Genomic DNA, 22180 nt, shown 5'->3' with positions numbered 1-22180 from the left:
ACTGGCGCCGTGTGCGGACTGCTGGCCCTGGTACGTGACCCGTCCGCTGACGTCTCCCCCGCGCTGATCGACGCGGTGTCCGGTGCGTCCCACCTGATGCGTCATCGCGGCCCCGACGAGCCCGGAACCTGGTCCGACGACCGGGTCGTGCTCGGGTTCAACCGGTTGTCGATCATCGACATCGCCCACAGCCACCAACCCCTGCGGTGGGGACCGCCCGACACGCCGGACCGCTATGTGCTCGTGTTCAACGGCGAGATCTACAACTACCTCGAGCTACGCGAGGAGCTGTCGGCGCGGCACGGCGTGACGTTCAACACCGACGGTGACGGCGAGACGATCATCGCGGCCTACCACCACTGGGGCACCGACACGCTGACCCGGCTGCGCGGCATGTTCGCCTTCGCATTGTGGGACACCGTCGGCGGTGAGCTGTTCTGCGCCCGCGACCCGTTCGGCATCAAGCCGCTCTATCTGGCCACCGGCCCCGGCGGCACGGCGGTGGGCAGCGAGAAGAAGTGCCTGCTCGAACTCGCCGACGAGCTGGGCCTCGACCTCGGCATCGATCAACGCGCCGTTCAGCACTACACGGTGCTGCAGTACGTGCCCGAACCCGAAACACTGCACGTCGGGATCCGGCGGCTGGAGTCGGGTAGCTACGGGCGCGTTCGGCCGGGCGGCGAACTCGAGGTGACCCGTTACTTCCATCCGCGGTTCTCCCCTGTGCCGTTCATACAGGGCCGCGAACAGGAGCGCTACGACGAGATCACCGCGGTGCTCGAGGATTCGGTCGCCAAGCACATGCGTGCCGACGTGACCGTGGGCGCGTTCCTGTCCGGCGGCATCGACTCGACAGCGATCGCCGCGCTCGCCATGCGGCACAACCCGCGGTTGATCACATTCACCACCGGCTTCGAGCGGGAGGGCTTCTCCGAGGTCGACGTCGCGGTCGCCTCGGCAGAGGCGATCGGCGCCAGGCATGTGGCCAAGGTCGTCAGCCAGTCCGAGTTCGTCGCCGCGCTGCCCGAAATCGTCTGGTATCTCGACGAACCCGTCGCCGACCCGGCGCTGGTTCCGTTGTTCTTCATCGCCCGCGAAGCGCGCAAACACGTCAAGGTCGTGCTCTCCGGCGAGGGCGCCGACGAGCTGTTCGGCGGCTACACCATTTACCGGGAGCCGTTGTCGCTGAAGCCGTTCGAATACCTGCCGCGGCCGCTGCGACGATCGCTGGGGCGGGCGTCGCGACCGCTGCCCGAGGGGATGCGGGGCAAGAGCCTGCTGCACCGCGGTTCGCTCACGCTCGAGGAGCGCTACTACGGCAATGCGCGCAGCTTCTCCGACGAGCAACTGCGCGCGGTGCTTCCCGGCTTCCGCCGGGAGTGGACGCACACCGACGTGACCGCACCGGTGTACGCCGCGTCGCAGGGCTGGGACCCGGTCGCGCGCATGCAGCACATCGACCTGTTCACCTGGTTGCGCGGCGACATCCTGGTCAAGGCGGACAAGATGACCATGGCGAACTCGCTCGAACTGCGGGTGCCCTTCCTCGACCCCGAGGTTTTCGCCGTCGCTTCCCGTCTGCCGTACGACCAGAAGATCACCAGGGCCACAACGAAGTTCGCGTTACGGCGGGCGTTGGAGCCGATCGTTCCTGAGCACGTGCTCAACCGGCCCAAGCTGGGCTTCCCCGTCCCGATCCGGCACTGGCTGCGGGCCGGCGAGCTGCAGGACTGGGCGTACTCCATGGTCGGCTCGTCACAGGCGGGCGAACTCGTCGACCTCGCAACCGTCCGCACCATGCTCGACGAACACCGCGACGGCACAAGCGATCACAGCCGCCGGCTGTGGACCGTGCTGATCTTCATGCTGTGGCACGCGATCTTCGTCGAGCACAGCATCACCCCGCAGATCGGCGAGCCGACCTACCCGGTGCAGCTCTAGCTACTTGAGCGCCTGCGAGATCTCGGCGGCCGCTTCGTCGCCGTAGGCGTCGCCGAGCCGCTGAATCGCCTCGTCGCGGTTCCAGCTCCACTCCTGCGGGCCGGGCGCCTCGAACACGAGCACGGCCACCAGCGAGGCGAGCTGCGCAGAACGCTCCAGGTTCAGCCCGGCACTGCGACCGGTCAGGAAGCCGGCACGGAACGCATCTCCGATACCGGTCGGATCGGCCTGATGCTTCTCGGGCACGACCCCGACGTGAATGAAGGTGCCGTCCGAACTGACCAGGTCCACGCCCTTGGGGCCGAGGGTGGTGACACGAATCCCGATCTGACTCATCACCTGCGCCTCGCTCCAGCCTGACTTCTGCAGCAGCAGGTCCCACTCGTAGTCGTTGGTGAACAGGTACGTGGCGCCGTCGATCAGCCTGCGGATCTCCTCACCGGAGAGCCGCGCCAGCTGCTGGGAGGGGTCGGCGGCGAAAGGCAGGCCGAGCTTGCGGCACTCCTCGGTGTGCAGAAACATCGCCTCGGGGTCGTTGGCGCCGATGATCACCAGCTCGGGCTGCCCGATCCGCTTCGTCAGCTCGGCCAGCGAGATGTTGCGCGCCTCCGACATCGCGCCCGGATAGAACGACGCGATCTGCGCCATGGCATCGTCGGTGGTGCAGACGAACCGCGCGGTGTAGGCGGTCTCGGAGACCAGTACGCACTCGGTGTCGACGCCGACGGCCTCCAGCCAGCTGCGATAGTCGTCGAAGTCGCGTCCGACGGCGCCCACGAGTGCGACGTCACCGCCGAGCACACCGATCGCGAAGGCCATGTTGCCCGCGACGCCGCCGCGGTGCACGACGAGGTCGTCGACCAGGAAGCTGAGCGAGACTTTCTGCAGGTGTTCGGGAAGCAGCTGTTCGGAGAACTTTCCGGGGAACCGCATCAGATGGTCGGTCGCAATCGATCCGGTCACCGCAATTGTCACGAACTACACCCTTCATTTATTAAGTCGCCTAGGTATTCTAGTGCGCTAACCTGCGTACAAAAGCCCGCCAGCAACTGTAGACAGGCGCATTCCGACCCACATCTCGGGGGAGCAAATCTATGACCGGTCCGTACCCGCCCGAATACGGCGCTGGACCGACCGGCCCGCAAATGTATCCGCAATCACTTCCGTATCCGGAAAACGTGCCGTCAGCGTATCCGGGCATGCTGCCGCCGCCGGTGCCGTACCGGAAGAAGAAGCGGTGGCCGATCGTCCTGGCGGCGGTGGTGGCGGTCGCGTTGGTCGCGGCGGTCGTCGCGGTCATCGCCATGGCGGGCGCCGACGAGGAGCCGGCCAGTTCGAACGCGCTGAGCGAATCCTCGGCAACGGCGGCCATCCAGGACTACCTGGACGCGCTGACCAATGGCGACGACGAGACCGTCGCCCGCCACACCCTGTGCGGGCTGTTCGATGCGGTGAAGGAGAAGCGCTCGGATCTGGCGCTGGCGCGCCTGTCCGGTGACGCGTTCCGCAAGCAGTACAGGCAGGCCGAGGTGATATCGATCGACAAGATCGTCCAGCCCTCGCCCCATCAGGCGCAGGTGCTGTTCACTATGCGGGTGACGCCGGCAGGCGGATCGCGCCGACAACAGAACGACACCCGCGAACAGCAGGCCGTCGCTCAGCTCTTGGCGCAGGACAACGAAATCCTGGTGTGTTCCTACCTGCCGCGCACGTCAGGTCAGTACTGACCGACCGGGTTTCAAATCAGTTGAAGGAGTCGCCGCAGGCGCACGAGCCGGTGGCGTTGGGGTTGTCGATGGTGAAACCCTGCTTCTCGATCGTGTCGACGAAGTCGATAATCGCGCCCTGCACATACGGTGCGCTCATCCGGTCCACCGTCAGGTTCACGCCGCCGAACTCCACGGACAGGTCACCGTCGAGCGACCGGTCGTCGAAGAACAGGTTGTAGCGCAGTCCGGCACACCCACCCGGCTGCACGGCGATGCGCAGCGCGAGGTCGTCGCGGCCCTCCTGGTCCAGCAACGCCTTGGCCTTCGCGGCAGCGGCGTCGGTCAGGGTCACGCCGTGGGCGGCGGTCGCCGTCCCTGGGGTTCCTGCCGACTCTTCCTGAACTGTCATTACGTCTCCTGTAGGCCTCATAGTCGTGGCGCGTACAAATCAACGGTACCTCCTCTCGACGCTATTCCCGAGTTCTGTCCCCAGGCTCCTCCCCAGGCAGTGCCGCCCCTCGCGACGGAAGTAACCTGGCAGGCGTGAAACTGCTGGGCCGCAAGAAAGACGACAAGCCGACCGCCGACGCGTCGAGCGCCGATGTGTCGGAGAACACCGGCACAGAAGCGCAGGAAGCCGCCCGGCCTGCAGGCACCACCCCACCGAAGGGCAGGCCGACCCCCAAACGCGATCAGGCGGCCCGCAAGCGCGGTCCGGTGGCACCCGCCCCAATGACGGCCGCCGAAGCGCGTCGCCGCCGCAAAGAGATGCGCAACACGATGAGCCGTGAAGAGCGCCGCGAGGAGAAGGCGGCGCGCCGCGAGCAGATGAACGAGCGCCGCGAACGAATGATGGCCGGCGAAGAGGCCTACCTGCTCCCCAGGGACAAGGGACCGGTGCGCCGCTATGTTCGCGACGTGGTGGACGCCCGGCGCAACGTGCTCGGGCTGTTCATGCCGTCGGCCCTTGGCCTGATCTTCGTGATGCTCGCGGTGCCCTCGGTCGAGGTGCAGCGCCTGCTCTCCCCCGCGATGCTCGTGCTGGTGCTGATCATGGTGATCGACGGCTTCATCCTCGGCCGTCGGGCCAACCGGCTGGTAGACGAGAAGTTCCCGGACAACACCGAAGGCGGCTGGAAGCTCGGTTTCTATGCGGCCAGCCGCGCCTCGCAGTTGCGTCGCATGCGCGCACCGCGCCCGCAGGTGAACCGCGGCGACAAGGTCACCTGAGCCCGGTGCGCACCCTGGTGCTCGGCGGCATCCGATCGGGTAAGTCGCAGTGGGCCGAAGCCGCACTCGCAGATGAGGCGAGCGACGCGCAATTGGTGTGCTACCTGGCCACCGGACCCTCGCCCGCCGACGATCCCGAGTGGGCGGCCCGGGTGGCGTCGCACCGATCGCGCCGCCAGGACCGGTGGGTCACCGTCGAAACCACAGACGTCGCAACGCAATTGCGCGCGCACCCCGCCGCGACGTTGGTCGACGACGTCGGTTCATGGCTGACCTCGGCGATGGACCGCTCGGGCGCATGGACCGGCGGCTCGGTCGCCGCGGATGTCGACGACCTGCTCGACGCGGTGGGCGGCTTCCCCGCTCCGCTGGCGGTGGTCAGCCCCGAGGTGGGGCTGACCGTCGTGCCGGCGACGGCGGCCGGTCGCCGTTTCGCCGACGAGCTGGGATCGCTCAACCAGCGGCTCGCCGCGGTCTGCGATCGGGTCGTGCTCGTCATCGCCGGGCAGCCAGTGGCCGTGAAGGACCCGGTGTGACGGGCTTCCCGGCCGTCCAGCCACCCGACGCCGAGGTCGCTGCCGCCGCCCGTGCGCGTCAGGGCCAATTGGCCAAACCTCCGGGCTCCCTGGGCAGGCTCGAAGACCTCGCGGTCTGGATCGCGTCATGTCAGGGGGTTTGCCCGCCGCGGCCGCTCGAGCGCCCGCGGGTGGTGGTGTTCGCCGGGGACCACGGCGTCGCCTCGGCGGGCGTTTCGGCCTACCCGGCGGACGTCACCGCGCAGATGGTCGCCACCTTCGACGCCGGCGGAGCGGCGATCAACGTGCTGGCCGAGGCCGCAGGGGCGACCGTACGGGTCGTCGACATCTCGGTCGACACCGACGAACCGCACTCGCCGTCGATCGGCGCGCACAAGGTACGGCGGGGCAGCGGCGACATCACGGTCGAGGACGCGTTGAGCGCCGACGAGGTCACCGCCGCGCTCGAGGCCGGCCGCCGCGTCGTCGACGACGAGGTCGACTCGGGTGCCGACCTGCTGATCGCAGGCGATATGGGCATCGGAAACACCACTCCGGCAACGACTTTGATCGCGGCGCTCTCCGACACCGAGCCGGTCGTGCTGGTCGGGCGAGGCACTGGTGTCGACGACGCGGGCTGGGCACGCAAGGCCGCCGCCGTCCGCGACGCGCTGTACCGGTGCCGCAACAGCCTCACCGATCCGGTTGCGTTGCTGCGTATCTGCGCCGGCGCGGACCTCGCGGCGATCGCCGGATTCTGTGCGCAAGCGGCCGTGCGACGGACGCCGGTGCTGCTCGACGGCCTGGTGGTCACGGCGGCCGCGCTGCTGGCCGAACGCCTGGCACCCGGCGCCCGCCAGTGGTGGCAGGCCGGGCATCTGTCCACCGAACCCGCCCACGAGGTGGCACTGAACCGGCTGGGGCTCGAGCCCATCGTCGACATGCGCATGCGCCTCGGCGAGGGCACCGGGGCCGCGGTGGCGCTGCCGGTCGTGCGGGCGGCGGTGGCAACGCTGACGTCGATGGCGACCTTCGACGAAGCCGGCGTCACGCGTGTAAACCAGGAGAACTAACCTGTGATCCGTTCGCTTGCAGGGGCTTTCGCGTTCGGCACCGTCTTACCGGTACGGAGTTCGGCCGCGATCGGTCGCGGTGCGTTGACGGCGTTGCCGGTGGCCGGCGCGGCGGTCGGCGGGCTGGCGGCGGCCACGGTGTGGGCGGCGTCGTGGGCGTTCGGGCCTGGAGCCCTGGCCGGGGTGCTGGCGGTGGCCGTCGTCGTGGCCGCGACGCGCGCCCTGCACCTCGACGGGCTCGCCGACACCGCCGACGGTCTGGGCTGTTACGGCCCGCCGCAGCGCGCACTCGAGGTGATGCGGGACGGCTCGGCGGGCCCGTTCGGTGTGGCCGCCGTGGTCTTGGTGATCCTGACCCAAGCCTTCACATTCGGCGGCCTGAGCGCCGTCGGGCTGGTGGTGGTGGTCATGACGGGACGGGTGTCGGCGGTGCTGGCGTGCCGGCGAGGCGTGCCCGCCGCGGCGGGAAGTGCGCTGGGCGCTCGTGTCGCGAGCACGCAATCGGCGTTGGTGGTCGTCGCGTGGACCATCGCCGTCGCCGGGTTGGCCGCGCTCGCGGGCCCTCGGCCCTGGCAGGGGCCACTGTCCGTCGGCGTCGGGCTCGCGTGCGGCGCAGTGCTCGTGGCGCATTGCGTGCGGCGCTTCGGCGGCATCACCGGCGACGTACTCGGCGCCGCGATCGAGGTGACGACCGTGATCACGGCGTTGGGGCTCGCGATCCGCTGAAGCCGCCCGAGTGGCCCGCCTCAGCCGAGTCGGGCCATCCAGCCGTGCGTATCGGCGAATGTGCCGCGTTGGATCCCGGTCAACGTGTCGCGCAGCGCCATCGTGATCTCCCCCGGCCCGCCGTCGGCGATGGTGAACTCACCTTCGGCGTGCTTGACGGTGCCGACGGGGGTGATCACCGCGGCGGTCCCGCACGCGAACACCTCGGTGATCTCGCCCGCAGCCGCCTTCTTCTGCCACTCGTCCACGTCGATCTTGCGTTCCTCGACCGCGAATCCAGCGTCGGATGTCAACTGCAGCAACGAATCCCGCGTCACACCGGGCAGGATCGAGCCGCTCAGCTCGGGGGTGACCAGCCGTGCCGACCCGCCGCTGCCGAAGACGAAGAACAGATTCATCCCGCCCATCTCCTCGACATAGCGGCGTTCGGCGGCGTCCAACCACACCACCTGGTCGCAGTCGTTGTCGGCGGCCTGGGCCTGGGCAAGAAGCGAAGCCGCGTAGTTGCCGCCGAACTTGGCGGCGCCGGTACCGCCCGGGCAGGCCCGCACGTATTCGGTGGACAGCCACACGGAGACCGGTTTGATACCGCCCGTGAAGTAGGCGCCCGCGGGCGAGGCGATGACCATGTAGCGGTATTCGGTCGCCGGCCGCACACCGAGTCCGGGCTCGGTGGCGAACACGAACGGCCGCAGATACAGCGACTCCTCACCACCGGCGGGTGGGACCCATTGCTCGTCGACCGCGATGAGCTGGCGCAGTGACTCGATGAAGACGTCGTCGGGCAACTCGGGAATGGCGAGCCGCCGCGCCGAGGTCCGGAGCCTCCGTGCGTTGGCCTCCGGCCGGAACGACACGACCGAGCCGTCCGCCCAGCGGTAGGCCTTGAGTCCCTCGAAGATCTCCTGCGCGTAGTGCAGCACAATCGCCGATGGGTCGAGTTCGATCGGGCCGTAGGGGATCACGCGCGCGTTGTGCCAACCTTCGCCCTCGGTCCCGTCCTTTTTCCAGTCGATCGAGACCATGTGATCGGTGTGGTAGCGGCCGAATCCGGGATCGGCCAGGATCGACGCCCGTACCTCGTCGCTCGCCCGGTTCGCGTTGCGCTCAACCGTGAACTCGAGGGGGCCGTCAGTCATGCGCCGATTGTATATCCGGGCGCTACCGGGTTTTTGCCGCGACGAACGGGGGCTTGACCACTTCGCACTCGACCGCGCGGCCGCGGACGTCGACCGCGACGCGGGCTCCGTCGGCGATATCGGCCGCGGTGTCGAGCAGCGCCAGTCCGATGCCGACTTTCAATGTGGGAGAGAAGGTTCCCGATGTCGTCACCCCGACGGGCCGGTCACCGTCCAGCACGGTGAGATCGGCCCGTAACACTCCCCGGCCGACGGCCTTCACACCGCGCAGCAGCCGGGGCGGGCCGGCCTCCTTCTCGGCAAGCAGCGCGTCGCGGCCCCAGAACGCGTCCTTGCGCCAGCCGATGGCCCACCCGCAACGGGCCTGCAGCGGCGAGAAGTCCGGCGACAGTTCGTGGCCATGCAGCGGATAACCCATCTCGGTGCGCAGGGTGTCGCGCGCGCCCAACCCCGCGAGCTCGCCCCCGGCGGCGGTGACGGCCTCGAGCAGCGCGTCGAAGACCACGCCCGCGCTGTCCCATGGCGGCAGCAGCTCGTAACCGTGTTCGCCGGTGTAGCCGGTGCGGCAGACCCGCAGGGGTACGCCGGCGAACTCGGCGTCGGCGTAGCCCATGTAGTCCATGTCGGTGGGCAGCCCCAGCCCGCCGACCGTCTCGGCCGATTTGGGTCCCTGAACGGCGAGCACCGCGTACGACCGGTGTTCGTCGGTGATGGTGAGGCCTGCAGGCGCCCGCTCCCGCAGCGCTTCGACGACCGCGGCGGTATTGGCGGCGTTGGGGACCAGGAAGACCTCGTCGTCGGAGACGTAATAGGCGATCAGGTCGTCGATCACCCCGCCGGAGTCGTTGCAGCACAACGTGTATTGCGCCTTACCGGGGCCGATCCGGCGCAGGTCGTTGGTGAACGCGGAATTGATGTATTCGGCGGCGCCCGGACCGCGCACCAGCGCCTTGCCCAGATGGCTGACGTCGAACAGCCCGACGGAGTTGCGGGTCGAGTTGTGCTCGCTGACCGTTCCCGCGTACGAAACGGGCATCAGCCAGCCGCCGAACTCGGCGAAGTTCGCCCCGAGTTCGCGGTGGCGGTCTTCCAGCGGGCCCTTGGACACGTCGTTCATCTCACCGTGCGTCACGCCGATCCACCCTAATGGGGCCGCGGAGTTGGCACACTTGTGCAGGTGGTCGACCTCGACGCGCTGCAAGCAGCCGGGATCGCCGACGCCCATGCGAGAGCCGGGCTGATCGCCTACCTCGACTCGCTGGGCTTCTCCGCCGAGGACATGGTCGAGGCCGAACGCCGCGGCCGGCTCTTCGGCCTGGCCGGCGACGTCCTGCAGTGGTCGGGGCCTCCCACCTACACCCTGCGGGCAGCCGCCGAGCAACTCGGCGTCGGCCTCGCCGACCTCGCCCACGCCTGGCAGGCGCTCGGTCTGCGCGTCACCGGCCCCGACGTGCCCGCGCTGAGCCGCGCCGACGTCGATGCGCTGGCGTCGTGGCAGACGATCAGCGCGGTGACGGGCCCGGACGCCGCGCTCAACTTCCTGCGGATCATCGGTGCGACGATGGCGCGCCTGGCCGAGGCCAGCGGGACGATGATCCGGCTCGCCCAGCCGGACCTGCTGATGACGCACACCCACGACGAGCTGACCACAGCGCGCGCCTACCGTTCGGTCGCCGCGCTGGTGCCCGGAATCTCGGCGCTGATGGATGCGGTGTGGCGCCACCACATCACCAGCGCCAGGGCGTACTTCGAGGACGTCATCCACGACGCGTCGGCGATGGTGACCTGCGGCGTCGGGTTCGCCGACCTGTCGGGGTTCACGGTGCTGACCCAGCGGCTGAGCCCGACGGAGCTGTCGGATCTGTTGGTCGAGTTCAGCGGCGCGGTGAGCGATGTAGTGCACGGCGACGGCGGGCGGGTGGTCAAGTTCATCGGCGACGAGGTGATGTGGGTGAACTCCAGCCCGGAGCAGCTCGTCAGGGTCGCGACCGACCTCATCGAGTATCCCCGAGCTCGCGAGAACGGCCTGGGGGTCCGCGCCGGCCTGGGGTACGGGCTGGTGCTCTCGATCGGAGGCGACTACTTCGGTACCCCCGTCAACCTGGCCGCGCGGCTGGTCAGCGCGGCGGCGCCCGGCCAGATACTGGCAGGGGGCGATGTGCGCGATGCGCTGCCCGACCGCCCCGCGGCCCAGCTGGAACCCTTGACGCTCAAGGGATTCGAGGGCCCGGTCACGGCCTACGACCTTCACGCGGCCTCCTGAAGCTAGGGTTGGGACTCGTGAGCCCTGCAAACCCCGGATATCAGACCCCGACCGTCACCGTCAGCACATCGCTGCCCAAACGCAAAGCCGATGGCTCGGTGCTGATCGTTCCCGTGGTGAACGGGGACGACGACTCAGCGGTGAAGGTGGTGCCCAGCCCGTCCCTCAACGCCGCGGCGGTCGCCGAGATCGAGTCGGCGCTGGCGGCGCTGGGCGCCAAGGGCGGCAGCGAGCAGGTCACGCGCGTCGTCGCACCGTCGCTGCCGGTGGGCAGCGTGCTGGCCGTCGGGCTCGGTAAGCGGCGCGACGGGTATCCGCCCGATGTCATCCGCCGCGCGGCCGGGGTGGCGGTCCGTTCGCTCAACGGCACCGAGTCGGTGCTGACCACGCTGTCGGGCGTGGACCTCGCGGCGGCGGTGGAGGGCCTGATTCTGGGCGCGTACCGGTTCAGCGACTTCCGCAGCGACAAGACCGCCCCCAAAGACGCCGGCCTGCGCGAGATCACCGCGCTGACCTCGGACAGCAAGTCGGCCACCAAGGAGGCCGCACAACGTGCAGCGGAGATCGCGACCGCGGTGGCCACCGCCCGCGATTTCGTCAACACTCCGCCCAGCCACCTGTTTCCCGACGAGTTCGCCCGGCGCGCAAAGGCGTTGGGCGAGGCGGCCGGGCTGTCGGTCGAGGTCCTCGACGAGAAGGCGCTGGAGAAGGCCGGGTACGGCGGCATCATCGGCGTCGGCAAGGGTTCGTCGCGGCCACCGAGGCTGGTGCGGCTGACCCACAAGGGCGCCCGCCGCAAGGGGAAGCGTGTCGCGTTGGTCGGCAAGGGCATCACGTTCGACACCGGCGGCATCTCGATCAAGCCCGCGGCGAACATGCACCACATGACCTCCGACATGGGCGGAGCGGCGGCCGTCATCGCCACGGTGGTGCTGGCGGCCAAGCAGAAGCTGCCGATCGACGTGATCGCCACGGTGCCGATGGCCGAGAACATGCCGTCGGCGACCGCGCAGCGTCCGGGTGACGTGTTGACGCAATACGGCGGCATCACGGTCGAGGTGCTCAACACCGACGCCGAAGGCAGGCTGATCCTGGCCGACGCGATCGTGCGCGCGGGTGAGGACAAGCCGGACTATCTGATCGAGACTTCGACGCTGACCGGCGCCCAGACCGTCGCCCTTGGCGCCCGGACACCGGGCGTCATGGGCAGCGACGAGTTCCGCGACCGGGTGGCCGGTATTTCGCAGTCGGTCGGCGAGAACGCCTGGGCGATGCCCCTGCCCGAGGAACTCAAGGACGATCTGAAGTCGACGGTCGCCGACCTCGCCAACGTCAGCGGTTCGCGCTATGCCGGCATGCTCGTGGCGGGTACGTACCTGCGTGAGTTCGTGCCGGACGGTGTGCAGTGGGCCCACATCGACATCGCGGGCCCGGCGTACAACACCGGAGGGCCGTGGGGCTACACGGGTAAGGGCGGCACGGGTGTGCCGACGCGGACGATGTTCGCGGTCCTGGAGGATATAGCCGCGAGTGGCTGATCAAGCAGAAGCCGCGAACGGCTGAGCCTCTCCGTGAGACCGACGAAATGGCGGCTTTTACTCGCAAAAATCAGCCAAAACGTCAGTCTCGGCGCTCGTCGGTCTCGGCGCCGCGCCGGTCTCGGCGCCGCTAGACGACCTTGCCGCGCGCGGCGCTGCGCATCACCTGCGGAAGCAGGTGTGCGACGCCGTACACGATGTGGGCCTCCGGGGCGACGGGGCGGATGGGCTTGTTCTTCTTGACCGCCGACACGATCGCGTTGGCGACTTTGTCCGGACCGTACCGGCGCCGGGAGAACGCCTTTTCGAGCTGCGCGCGACGGGCTTCAGCCTGGTCCCGCTTGGAGTCGGGTATGTCGAACCGGGTGGTGTGCACGATGTTGGTGTCGATGACGCCGGGGCATACCGTGGTCAGCCCGACACCCGCCTGGTCCAATTCGGCGCGCAGGCAGTCGCCGAACATGAACACCGCCGCCTTGCTCGTGGCGTAGGCGTTCATCGACTGCTGCGGGGAGTACGCGGCCATCGACGAGATGTTGACGACGTGTCCGCCGAGCCCGCGGTCAACCATCCTGCGCCCAAAGGCCCTGCAGCAGTTGACGACTCCGCCGAAGTTGATAGCCAGCACGCGGTCGTACTCCTCGCGCGGGGTGTCGAAGAACATGCCCGCGTGCCCAACGCCCGCGTTGTTGACCACGACGTCGGGCACCCCGTGTTCTGCGCACACCTTTTCGGCGAACCGCTCCACGGACTCTGCATCCGACACGTCCACGGTGTAGGCGTGCGCGATTCCGCCGTGCGCGGCGACGTGGGCCGCGGTCTCTTTCGCGGTGCCCTCGTCGATATCGCTGACCACGATCTCGGCGCCCTCGCGGGCGAATGCCAGCGCCGTCGCACGGCCGATGCCGCTACCCGCACCTGTGACGGAAACCAGTGTGTCGCTGAAGTATTCGCGTGGCCTGCCGACCTGCGCGCGCAGAAGTTCACGCGCGGGTGGCTTACCGCCGAGGAAGTCGACGAGCTGCTCGACCGACAGGGCGATGGCTTGCGGATGCGACATCGGCGACCAGTGCCCGGCGGCGATGTCGCGGCGCCACAGCCGCGCCACCCATTTTTTCGTGTCGTCGTAGACGTGCGGCCGCACGAACGGGTCTTTGGTGTTGACGATGAGCTGCACCGCGACGTCGACGTAGTGATCGCTGCGTCCGGGCTTCATCGACCGCAGATAGTTGGCGCCGTAGACCTTGACGCTCTTCGCGGCGTCAGCCTTGTAGGTCGCGGAATGGTGCAGCTGCTCACGCGGGATGCCGTCGCGCACCAACAGGATCTGGCGCACCAGGTTCGCGACGAAGCCCCGTACCGCCAGCGGTGCGAGCACCGGGATCGAGAAGAAGCCCATGTAGGCGAAGGACAGGAACTGACCCAGGGCGCGGACGAATCGGCGTGGACGCCACGGGCGCAACAGGCTGCTGGTGACGAAGGCGTTGAGGTGGTCGATGCTGGGACCGGAGACCGAGGTGAACGACGCGACCCGGTCGCCGGCACCGGGGCGGGCCAGGTACTCCCACATGGCCGCCGAGCCCCAGTCGTGGGCGAGTACGTGCACCGGCTCGCCTGGGCTCACCGCGGCGACGACCGCTTCGAAGTCATCCGCGTACGCAGACATGCGGTAGGCCGAAACCCGTTTTGGCCCACTCGAGTTCCCGACACCGCGATTGTCATACCGCACGATGCGGAACCGGTCGGACAGCAGTGGCACCACGCCGTCCCACAGCACGTGCGAGTCGGGCCACCCGTGCACGAGGACCAGGGTCGGCGCGTGCGGATCGCCTTCTTCGTAGACCGCGATTCGCACGTCGTCGGTGCTGTCGACGAACCGCGTAGCGACCTCCCCCATCGCACCTCCCGTGACTTGGCGGAACCGCCGGTACCGTATCAGTGCCGTCTGTTCTCCCCCTACCCTCCGGGTGGAGGCACCCCCACACGCAAGCGTTCGTCAGCGCTCGTCGAGTTCGCGTCGAGCAGCGCGCCGACGCTCGATGCGGCGCTTCTCGTCGTAGTCCCGCATCCGCTGCGGATAGCCGACTTTCTGCACGTCGTAGACCGGGATCTTCAATCGGTCGGACAGCCGCCGGGCGCCGGCGTCTCCCCCGGCGCGTCGCCGCGTCCATTCCCCGTCGGCGGCGACCAGCACCACGGTGACGTCGGTGACGGTGGTTTTCGGCTCGACGAACGCTTCGACGCCGGTGTGCGTGGCGACCCACTGCCGGAGATAGTTCAGATCCGCGGCGGGGTCGGCACCCGAACCCCTGCCTTTACGCTTCCCGCGCCGAAACCTGTCGAGGACTCCCACTCGCGTACGCGCTCCCTCCGATCATCTCTTCTCGATAGTGCCAGAACAGTGGGTCGGACGGTCTGCGGCGAACTGCGCGTCCGGACGTGACAGGATGGGTATGCAGACAATCACCCAGCACGAATGACGACCGTTCAAGGGAGCGAGGGAGTCAATCACATGGCCATCACCGTCGAGATGCCCGCACTCGGTGAGAGCGTTACCGAGGGGACTGTCACCCGATGGCTCAAGCAAGAAGGTGACACGGTCGAACAAGATGAGCCATTGCTCGAAGTTTCCACCGATAAGGTCGACACCGAGATTCCCGCGCCCGCTTCCGGTGTGCTGAAGAAGATCATCGCCCAGGAGGACGACACCGTCGAGGTGGGCGGCGAGTTGGCGGTCATCGGTGATGCCGACGACGGCGATTCCGGAGGCTCCGACGACTCCGACGAAGCGTCGGACGCCGAGGACGCCGAGGACGAAGGGCCCGACGACGAGGAACAACCCACCGAGGAGGAAAAGCCCGCCGAGGAACCGGCCGCGCAGCCCGAGCCCGCCGCCGAAGAGACCGAAGAAGAGCCCGAGCCCGACGACAAGGACGAGGAAAAGCCCGCCGCGAAGTCCTCGGGTGAGTCCTCGGGTAAGTCGACTCCGGTGCTGATGCCCGAACTCGGCGAGTCGGTGACCGAAGGCACCGTGACCCGCTGGCTGAAGAAGGTCGGCGACAGCGTGGAGGTCGACGAACCGCTGCTCGAGGTGTCGACGGACAAGGTCGACACCGAGATCCCCTCGCCCGTGGCGGGCACCTTGATCTCGATCACCGCCGAAGAGGACGACACCGTCGAGGTGGGTGGCGAGCTGGCCAAGATCGGTGATGCCGACGCAGAAGCCGAGCCGGAACCCGAACCCGAGCCGGAACCCGAACCAGAGCCGGAGCCCGAACCCAAGGAAGAGAAGAAGCCGGAGCCGAAGGAAGAGAAGGAGTCGGAACCGGCGGAGGACTCCAAGCCGAAACCGAAGCCGGAACCGAAGCCCGAGTCGAAACCAGAACCGAAATCCGAGCCCAAGTCCGAACCGCAGCCGACAAGCGACTCCGGGCCCTACGTCACCCCGTTGGTGCGAAAGCTGGCCGCGGAGAACAACGTTGACCTCGCCAGCGTGAAGGGCACCGGCGTCGGCGGCCGCATCCGTAAGCAGGACGTGCTCGCGGCTGCGGAGGCCGGCAAGGAACCGGCGGCGTCGACCGAACAAGCGGCCGAGGCCCCGGGCAGGTCACCCGCGGCGGCGAAGGCGCCCGCGGATGCCGACGCGTCGGCGGCGTCGCTCGCACACCTGCGCGGCACCACCCAGAAGGCCACCCGGATCCGGCAGCTGACTGCGAAGAAGACGCGCGAATCCCTGCAGGCGACAGCGCAATTGACGCAGACCCACGAGGTCGACATGACCAGGATCGTGTCGCTGCGGGCGCGGGCGAAGGCGGGGTTCGCCGAACGCGAGGGCGTCAACCTGACGTACCTGCCGTTCATCGCCGTCGCCGTGATCGACGCGCTCAAGGCGCATCCCAATGTCAACGCAAGCTACAACGAGGAAACCAAGGAGATCACCTACTACGACGCCGAGCATCTCGGTATCGCGGTCGACACGGAGCAGGGTCTGCTCTCGCCGGTGATCAAGAACGCCGGTCACCTGTCGCTGGCCGGGCTGGCCCGTGCGATCTCCGACATCGCCGCGCGCGCCAGGTCGAGTGACCTCAAGCCCGACGAACTGTCCGGCGGAACGTTCACCATCACCAACATCGGCAGCCAGGGCGCGCTGTTCGACACGCCGATCCTGGTGCCGCCGCAGGCGGCGATGCTGGGAACCGGCGCGATCGTCAAGCGGCCGCGGGTGATCGCCGACGAGTTCGGCAACGAGTCGATCGGTGTGCGTTCGGTGTGCTACCTGCCGCTGACATACGACCACCGGTTGATCGACGGTGCCGATGCCGGGCGCTTCCTGACCACCGTCAAGCGTCGCCTCGAAGAGGGCGCATTCGAGGCCGATCTGGGTCTATAGAACGCCTCTCGAGAATATCGTGTCCGAACCCGTCATCGCGATCGCGGGATCGTCCGGTCTGATCGGCACGGCTCTGGTCTACGCGCTGCGCGCCACCAACCACCGTGTGCTGCGAATCGTGCGGCGCGCACCGTCGAACGCCGACGAGGTGTTCTGGAACCCCGACACCGGCGAATTCGACCCGGCGATGCTGGCCGGAGTGGACGCCGTGGTCAACATGTGCGGGGTCAACGTCGGCGAGAAGCGGTGGTCGGGCGCCTTCAAGCAGAGCCTGCGTGACAGCCGCATCGGCCCGACCGAGGTGCTGGCCACCGCGGTCGCCGAAGCCGGGGTTCCGGCGCTGATCAACGCCAGCGCGGTCGGCTACTACGGCGACACCGGTTCCCAGATCACCGACGAGACCACCCCCGCAGGTGAGGGGTTTCTGGCCCACCTGTGCGTGGACTGGGAGGCCGCCACCTGGCCCGCCCGCCAGGACGGCGCTCGGGTGGTGCTCGTGCGGTCGGGGCTGGTGCTGGCGCAGGCCGGAGGCATGCTCGGCAGGCTCAAGCCGTTGTTCTCCCTGGGACTGGGCGCTCGACTGGGCAATGGCCGCCAGTACATGCCGTGGATCAGCCTCGAGGACGAGATCCGCGCGCTGCTGTTCGCGATATCGCGCGACGAGCTGTCGGGTCCGGTGAACCTCACCGGCCCGGCACCTGTGACCAACGCCGAGTTCACCACGGCGTTGGGCCGCGCGGTCAATCGCCCGACACCGCTGATGGTGCCCGGGTTCGCGTTGCGCGCCGCGATGGGCGAGTTCGCCGACGAAGGTCTGCTCGGCGGCCAACGCGCCATCCCCGCCGCGCTCGAGCGGGCCGGATTCGTTTTCCACCACAACACCATTGGCGAAGCATTGGCGTTCGCCACCGCTCGCCCGGAGTAGCGTCGAGGTCATGACGCATTCGATCCGGTCGGCGACGGTGCCGGTCGAGGTGCGCCGACTCGGCTCGGTCGACTACGAGAACGCCTGGCAGCTGCAGCGAGCGATCGCCGACCAGCGCGTGGCGGGCGGCCCGGACACCCTGCTCCTGCTCGAGCATCCGCCGGTGTACACCGCTGGGCGGCGCACGCTCGCCGAGGAGCGGCCGAACCCCGGGGCCGGCGGCACCCCCGTCATCGACACCGACCGCGGCGGAAAGATCACCTGGCACGGCCCCGGCCAACTCGTCGGCTATCCGATCATCGGCCTCGCCGAGCCGCTCGACGTCGTCAACTTCGTGCGACGGCTCGAGGAGTCGCTGATCAAGGTCTGCACCGACCTCGGTGTGCCTACCGGGCGGGTGGAGGGCCGCTCCGGAGTGTGGGTACCTGCCGACGAGAACGGCCCGGCCCGCAAGATCGGCGCCATCGGCATCCGGGTGTCACGGGCGACCACCCTGCACGGATTCGCGCTGAACTGCGACTGTGACCTGTCGGCGTTCAGGGCGATCGTGCCGTGCGGCATCTCCGACGCCGGGGTGACTTCGCTGTCAGCTGAACTGGGACGCCGCGTCGCTGTCTCCGAGGTCATCGACCGGGTGGCCGACGCCGTGTGCGATGCGCTCGACGGCCGGCTAGAGGTAGCGTTGACGTAGTGACTGTCGTTCCTGAAGGTCGGAAACTGCTGCGTCTCGAGGTCCGCAACGCCGAGACGCCGATCGAGCGCAAGCCGCCGTGGATCAAGACCCGCGCCAAGATGGGCCCGGAGTACCAGGAACTCAAGGCGCTGGTGAAGCGCGAAGGTCTGCACACAGTCTGCGAAGAGGCCGGCTGCCCCAACATCTTCGAATGCTGGGAGGACCGCGAGGCCACGTTCCTGATCGGCGGTGAGCAGTGCACCCGTCGCTGCGATTTCTGCCAGATCGACACCGGCAAGCCGACCGAACTCGACCGCGACGAGCCCCGCCGGGTCGCCGAGAGCGTGCAGGCTATGGGATTGCGCTACTCGACCGTGACCGGCGTGGCCCGCGACGACCTGCCCGACGGTGGCGCGTGGCTGTACGCCGAGACGGTCCGTGCGATCAAGGCGCTCAACCCCAACACCGGTGTCGAGTTGCTGATCCCCGACTTCAACGGTGAGCCAAACCTGCTGCAACAGGTGTTCGAGTCCCGTCCAGAAGTGTTGGCGCACAACGTCGAAACGGTTCCACGGATCTTCAAGCGCATCCGGCCCGCGTTTCGTTACGAGCGCAGCCTCGACGTGCTGACCGCGGCGCGCGACTTCGGGCTGGTGACGAAGTCGAATCTGATCCTCGGAATGGGCGAGACGCCCGAGGAGGTGCGGTCCGCGCTGACGGATCTGTACGGCGCGGGCTGCCACATCGTCACCATCACCCAGTACCTGCGCCCGTCGGTGCGCCACCACCCGGTGGAGCGTTGGGTGCACCCCGACGAGTTCGTCGAGCATGAGCAGTTCGCGCAGCGCCTCGGCTTCGCGGGTGTGCTGGCCGGACCGCTGGTGCGCTCGTCGTACCGTGCGGGTCGGTTGTACGCCCAGGCCAAATCGGCGTCCGTATCCTGAAGCAATGGCGAAAACCCGCGATCCGAAGGCACTGAAGGCTGCGAAGGCCGAAGCCAAGGCGGCCCGTAAGGCGGCGTCAAAGCAGCGCCGCAGCCAGCTGTGGCAGGCTTTCCAGATTCAGCGCAAAGAGGACAAGCGTCTGCTGCCGTACATGATCGGCGCATTCGTGCTGATCGTCGCCGCTTCGGTGGCGCTCGGCATCTTCGCGGGCGGCTTCACCACCTACATGATGATTCCTCTGGGCATCGTGCTCGGGGCGCTGGTCGCGTTCATCATCTTCGGCAGGCGCGCGCAGAAGTCGGTGTACAGCAAGGCCGAGGGGCAGACGGGCGCCGCGGCCTGGGCGCTGGACAACATGCGGGGTAAGTGGCGGGTGACGCCCGGTGTCGCGGCGACCGGCCACTTCGACGCGGTGCACCGGGTGATCGGCAGGCCGGGCGTCATCTTCGTCGGCGAGGGGTCGCCGTCGCGCGTGCGACCGCTGCTGGCGCAGGAGAAGAAACGCACCGCTCGGCTGGTCGGCGACACCCCGATCTATGACGTCATCATCGGCAACGGCGAGGGTGAAGTACCGCTGGCCAAACTGGAGCGCCACCTGAACAAGCTGCCAGCGAACATCACCGTCAAGCAGTTGGACGCGCTGGAGTCCCGGTTGGCCGCGTTGGGCACCAAGGTCGGGCCCGCCGCGATGCCCAAGGGCCCGCTGCCGGCGCAGGCCAAGATGCGGGGCGTGCAGCGCACGGTGAGGCGGCGGTAGGGCAGCTCCGGCCGGACACGCGGTATGTGCACCGCATGTGAATGGGCAGGCTATTTCGCGAATCGACGCACCGTCTTGCGCGCGGGCGCGGTGGTCCTCGCCGCGACCGCAGCCAGCGCCTGCTCTCTGAGTGACCCGTCCGGGGCCGGCTCCGAGACCACGGCTGCCGACGGCGTCGCCGACTACGTCTTCCGCAACGGCCCGATCTACACCGTCGCTGGCCCGGCGCGGTGGGCGCAGGCGGTGGCGGTGCGGGGCAATACGATCACCCACGTCGGCGACGAGGCGGGCGCGATGGCGCTCGTCGGTCCCGACACCCGGGTGGTCGATCTGCAGGGCCGGCTGCTGATGCCCGGCTTCGTCGAGGGTCACACCCACCCGTTCCTCGGCGCCTTCCTCACCTCGGGTGTCGACCTGCAGGTGCCCACGGGCGCGGACGCGCTGGCCTCGATCGAGCGGTACGCGAAAAAGAATCCGACCGGACCGGTGCGCGGATTCGGTTGGCGCGTCGACATCTTCGGTCCCGACGGACCTAATCGCGCCGACCTCGACCGCGTGCTGCCCGACCGGCCGGGCTTCTTTTTCGCCATCGACGGGCACAGCCTCTGGGCCAACAGCAAGGCGCTCGAGATCGCAGGCGTCGGCCGCGTCACCCCCGATCCGATCCCTGGGTTCAGCTATTACGCACGCGACGGCAACGGCGATCCGACCGGATATGTGCTCGAGGTCAACGCCGTTCTCGGTCTCGTCGACGCGATCGAGCCGATCGCACCGGAGACCATGGGGCGGTTGCTCGAAGAATGGCTGCCGAAGGCGTCCGCGGCCGGCATCACGTCGGTGTTCGACGCCGGCGTGCCACCCATCGGCTCCGATCAGGGCGCGCTGATCGGCCTCTACACCGACGTCGAGAACCGCGGACAGCTGCCGTTCCGCGTGGTCGCCTCCTACAGCGTGCGGTCGGCGCCGGTGGACGACGTCGTACAGGCGATGACCGACATCAGGGATCGGTTCTCGACCGACCTGGTACGCGCCGACATAGTCAAGATCGTCGGCGACGGAACCCAGGGCGGATACACCGCATGGCTCATCGAGCCCTACGCGGACAAACCCGACTCCACCGGTGGATCCCCGTTCACCGAAGAGCAGTGGCACCAGCTCATCGGTCAGATCGACGCCGCGGGTTTCGACGTGCATGTGCACGCCTGCGGGGAACGCACCGCCCGCGTCGTCCTCGATGCGATCGAGCGCGCCGCGGCCGCCAATCCCCCGCGCGACCGCAGGCACGCGATCGCGCACCTGGTCTACGTCGAGGACCCCGACAGTCGGCGCTTCGGCGAACTCGACGTCGTGGCCCAGTTCTCGGCCAACTGGATGTCCGCCGATCCGGACACGCTGCAGAACATGGCCGCCCGCTACGGGCCACCACGCCAGGACCTGATGTATCGCCCCCAAGACGTGTTGAAGTCGGGCGGGCGTATCTCGCTGGGCACCGACTGGCCGGCCGCGGGCTACTTCTCGACCTACAAACCGCTCGACGCGATCCAGATCGGCGTCACCCGTCAGCTGATCGGCCAGCCCGAGGCGCCGGTGCTGACGCCAGCGGACCAACGGCTGACGGTCGCTGAGGCGGTGCACGCCAATACGCTGGGCGCTGCCTATCAGATCCGGATGGACGACAAGGTGGGTTCCTTCGAGGTCGGCAAGCTCGCGGACATGGTCGTCGTGAGCGAGAACATCTTCGCGATCGACCCGCACGACATCGCCAGGGCGGACGTCACGATGACGATGATGAACGGTCAGATCCGCCACGAGGCGTGACGTCGGCCGCCGTCAGCGCCGGACCACCGCCGTGTTGCTGAAGCGGTCCTGGTAGCCGCGGAAGTCCCTGTCGGTGAACAGCGCGGGTATGACGAAGAACACCAGCAGCCCGCGCACCGCGGCACGGCCGACGCCGACGTGCTGGCGATGGTCGACCGAGGCGACCCGCAGCCCCAGCGCCCACTGCCCGGGGGTGAAGCCGTACAACCGCACCGAGACGATGCCGAGCACCAGCCACACCGCCGCGATGGACGTCGACCCCAGCGGTGAGTACAGGAAAGCGTCCTTGCTGATGAATCCGAGGTTCACGGCGAGCCCCACCAGCCCGTATGCGATGAACCAGTCGAGCATCAGCGCGCCGATTCGCCTGCCGAACCGGGCGATGGACCCCGGGCCGGTCTCCGGTAGACCGAGGCGCTTGCCGGGATAGTCGTTGGGTCCCGCGTCGCTGGTCGGATCCGGTCCCGACAGCCAGGACCCGAGTGTGCGGGCCATACACTGAAGGATATGGGACTGAAAAGAAGTCCATTGGCCGCCTG

Annotated in this window: 21 protein-coding genes; 14 read left to right on the top strand and 7 right to left on the bottom strand. The window is 68.4% G+C overall.

The features are described 5' to 3' along the window. Nucleotides 1-9 precede the first annotated feature (9 nt). Nucleotides 10-1941: an asparagine synthase (glutamine-hydrolyzing) gene (gene asnB, locus AAHH99_RS22900; RefSeq protein WP_418770777.1), complete on the top strand. Its 1932-nt coding sequence runs from the start codon at nt 10-12 to the stop codon at nt 1939-1941. Here asnB and AAHH99_RS22895 read toward each other — a convergent pair whose 3' ends face one another. Beyond that, complete coding sequence (locus AAHH99_RS22895) at nt 1942-2916, bottom strand: carbohydrate kinase family protein (protein ID WP_418770776.1); 975 nt, start codon at nt 2914-2916, stop codon at nt 1942-1944. It lies immediately after the preceding gene. A 119-nt stretch (nt 2917-3035) separates the two neighbouring features. On the opposite strand from AAHH99_RS22895, the gene AAHH99_RS22890 reads away from it, so the two are divergent. Continuing rightward, the gene (locus tag AAHH99_RS22890; protein WP_418770775.1) at nt 3036-3668 is read left to right on the top strand and encodes a hypothetical protein; all 633 of its coding nucleotides are present in this window, start codon (nt 3036-3038) and stop codon (nt 3666-3668) included. 16 nt (nt 3669-3684) lie between these two features. Here AAHH99_RS22890 and AAHH99_RS22885 read toward each other — a convergent pair whose 3' ends face one another. Next, nucleotides 3685-4059 carry a HesB/IscA family protein gene (locus AAHH99_RS22885; protein ID WP_064394026.1) on the bottom strand — a complete coding sequence of 125 codons (375 nt, stop codon included), beginning with the start codon at nt 4057-4059 and terminating at the stop codon, nt 3685-3687. 194 nt (nt 4060-4253) lie between these two features. Here AAHH99_RS22885 and AAHH99_RS22880 point away from each other — a divergent pair, with 194 nt between their 5' ends. From AAHH99_RS22880 to AAHH99_RS22865, 4 genes are read left to right on the top strand one after another with little or no spacing between them, the layout of a single operon-like run. Further along, nucleotides 4254-4880, top strand: coding sequence for a DUF3043 domain-containing protein (locus tag AAHH99_RS22880; protein ID WP_418771101.1), 627 nt, complete (start codon nt 4254-4256; stop codon nt 4878-4880). Nucleotides 4881-4885: 5 nt separating this feature from the next. Next, nucleotides 4886-5416, top strand: a complete 531-nt coding sequence (locus AAHH99_RS22875; protein WP_418770774.1) for a bifunctional adenosylcobinamide kinase/adenosylcobinamide-phosphate guanylyltransferase — start codon at nt 4886-4888, stop codon at nt 5414-5416. Then, nucleotides 5413-6468: a nicotinate-nucleotide--dimethylbenzimidazole phosphoribosyltransferase gene (gene cobT, locus AAHH99_RS22870; RefSeq protein WP_418770773.1), complete on the top strand. Its 1056-nt coding sequence runs from the start codon at nt 5413-5415 to the stop codon at nt 6466-6468. Before AAHH99_RS22875 ends, cobT begins: the two co-directional genes overlap by 4 nt. Before the next feature lie 3 nt (nt 6469-6471). Beyond that, entirely contained in the window at nt 6472-7194 is a 723-nt protein-coding gene (locus tag AAHH99_RS22865; protein WP_418770772.1) for an adenosylcobinamide-GDP ribazoletransferase, read from the top strand. Between the two features lie 20 nt (nt 7195-7214). Here the strand turns inward: AAHH99_RS22865 and AAHH99_RS22860 are convergent, their stop codons facing one another. Both AAHH99_RS22860 and gcvT read right to left on the bottom strand, forming a co-directional pair. Beyond that, complete coding sequence (locus AAHH99_RS22860) at nt 7215-8333, bottom strand: branched-chain amino acid aminotransferase (protein ID WP_418770771.1); 1119 nt, start codon at nt 8331-8333, stop codon at nt 7215-7217. 22 nt (nt 8334-8355) lie between these two features. Beyond that, a complete protein-coding gene (gene gcvT / locus AAHH99_RS22855; RefSeq protein ID WP_418771100.1) occupies nt 8356-9450 on the bottom strand; it encodes a glycine cleavage system aminomethyltransferase GcvT in 1095 nt (364 codons plus the stop codon). 60 nt (nt 9451-9510) lie between these two features. Between gcvT and AAHH99_RS22850 the strand changes: the two genes are divergently transcribed. Together AAHH99_RS22850 and AAHH99_RS22845 are read left to right on the top strand one after the other, a co-directional pair. Next, complete coding sequence (locus tag AAHH99_RS22850; RefSeq protein ID WP_418770770.1) at nt 9511-10596, top strand: adenylate/guanylate cyclase domain-containing protein; 1086 nt, start codon at nt 9511-9513, stop codon at nt 10594-10596. Nucleotides 10597-10613: 17 nt separating this feature from the next. Then, nucleotides 10614-12134 (top strand): leucyl aminopeptidase, encoded by a 1521-nt coding sequence (locus AAHH99_RS22845; protein WP_418770769.1) that lies wholly within the window; start codon nt 10614-10616, stop codon nt 12132-12134. Between the two features lie 130 nt (nt 12135-12264). Here AAHH99_RS22845 and AAHH99_RS22840 read toward each other — a convergent pair whose 3' ends face one another. After that, nucleotides 12265-14031, bottom strand: a complete 1767-nt coding sequence (locus tag AAHH99_RS22840; protein ID WP_418770768.1) for an SDR family oxidoreductase — start codon at nt 14029-14031, stop codon at nt 12265-12267. Between the two features lie 99 nt (nt 14032-14130). Then, nucleotides 14131-14487, bottom strand: coding sequence for a hypothetical protein (locus AAHH99_RS22835; RefSeq protein WP_064394033.1), 357 nt, complete (start codon nt 14485-14487; stop codon nt 14131-14133). A 159-nt stretch (nt 14488-14646) separates the two neighbouring features. Here AAHH99_RS22835 and sucB point away from each other — a divergent pair, with 159 nt between their 5' ends. The 6 genes from sucB to AAHH99_RS22805 are packed head-to-tail and all read left to right on the top strand — an operon-like array spanning nt 14647 to nt 21641. Next, on the top strand, nt 14647-16524 hold the full coding sequence (gene sucB / locus AAHH99_RS22830) for a 2-oxoglutarate dehydrogenase, E2 component, dihydrolipoamide succinyltransferase (protein WP_418770767.1): 1878 nt from the start codon (nt 14647-14649) through the stop codon (nt 16522-16524). 19 nt (nt 16525-16543) lie between these two features. Beyond that, a complete protein-coding gene (locus tag AAHH99_RS22825) occupies nt 16544-17449 on the top strand; it encodes a TIGR01777 family oxidoreductase (RefSeq protein ID WP_418770766.1) in 906 nt (301 codons plus the stop codon). Between the two features lie 10 nt (nt 17450-17459). Further along, entirely contained in the window at nt 17460-18140 is a 681-nt protein-coding gene (lipB, locus tag AAHH99_RS22820; RefSeq protein ID WP_418770765.1) for a lipoyl(octanoyl) transferase LipB, read from the top strand. Beyond that, entirely contained in the window at nt 18140-19066 is a 927-nt protein-coding gene (gene lipA, locus AAHH99_RS22815) for a lipoyl synthase (protein ID WP_418770764.1), read from the top strand. Before lipB ends, lipA begins: the two co-directional genes overlap by 1 nt. Before the next feature lie 4 nt (nt 19067-19070). Beyond that, on the top strand, nt 19071-19823 hold the full coding sequence (locus tag AAHH99_RS22810; protein WP_064394038.1) for a DUF4191 domain-containing protein: 753 nt from the start codon (nt 19071-19073) through the stop codon (nt 19821-19823). A 24-nt stretch (nt 19824-19847) separates the two neighbouring features. Further along, nucleotides 19848-21641 carry an amidohydrolase gene (locus tag AAHH99_RS22805; RefSeq protein ID WP_418770763.1) on the top strand — a complete coding sequence of 598 codons (1794 nt, stop codon included), beginning with the start codon at nt 19848-19850 and terminating at the stop codon, nt 21639-21641. 12 nt (nt 21642-21653) lie between these two features. On the opposite strand, the gene AAHH99_RS22800 is transcribed toward AAHH99_RS22805, so the two are convergent. Beyond that, on the bottom strand, nt 21654-22136 hold the full coding sequence (locus AAHH99_RS22800; protein WP_418770762.1) for an RDD family protein: 483 nt from the start codon (nt 22134-22136) through the stop codon (nt 21654-21656). Nucleotides 22137-22180: the final 44 nt, after the last annotated feature.

Source organism: Mycobacterium neumannii (assembly GCF_048452905.1).
Taxonomy (GTDB): Bacteria; Actinomycetota; Actinomycetes; order Mycobacteriales; family Mycobacteriaceae; genus Mycobacterium; species Mycobacterium neumannii_B.
This window is presented reverse-complemented; position numbering and strand designations above follow the sequence as displayed.

Coding starts and splice junctions, on each gene's coding strand:
- sucB (WP_418770767.1), top strand. CDS start 14,647: ATGGCCATCACCGTCGAGATGCCCGCACTCGGTGAGAGCGTTACCGAG.
- AAHH99_RS22890 (WP_418770775.1), top strand. CDS start 3,036: ATGACCGGTCCGTACCCGCCCGAATACGGCGCTGGACCGACCGGCCCG.
- AAHH99_RS22860 (WP_418770771.1), bottom strand. CDS start 8,333: ATGACTGACGGCCCCCTCGAGTTCACGGTTGAGCGCAACGCGAACCGG.
- gcvT (WP_418771100.1), bottom strand. CDS start 9,450: ATGAACGACGTGTCCAAGGGCCCGCTGGAAGACCGCCACCGCGAACTC.
- AAHH99_RS22885 (WP_064394026.1), bottom strand. CDS start 4,059: ATGACAGTTCAGGAAGAGTCGGCAGGAACCCCAGGGACGGCGACCGCC.
- lipB (WP_418770765.1), top strand. CDS start 17,460: ATGACGCATTCGATCCGGTCGGCGACGGTGCCGGTCGAGGTGCGCCGA.
- AAHH99_RS22800 (WP_418770762.1), bottom strand. CDS start 22,136: ATGGCCCGCACACTCGGGTCCTGGCTGTCGGGACCGGATCCGACCAGC.
- AAHH99_RS22805 (WP_418770763.1), top strand. CDS start 19,848: ATGTGCACCGCATGTGAATGGGCAGGCTATTTCGCGAATCGACGCACC.
- AAHH99_RS22810 (WP_064394038.1), top strand. CDS start 19,071: ATGGCGAAAACCCGCGATCCGAAGGCACTGAAGGCTGCGAAGGCCGAA.
- AAHH99_RS22840 (WP_418770768.1), bottom strand. CDS start 14,031: ATGGGGGAGGTCGCTACGCGGTTCGTCGACAGCACCGACGACGTGCGA.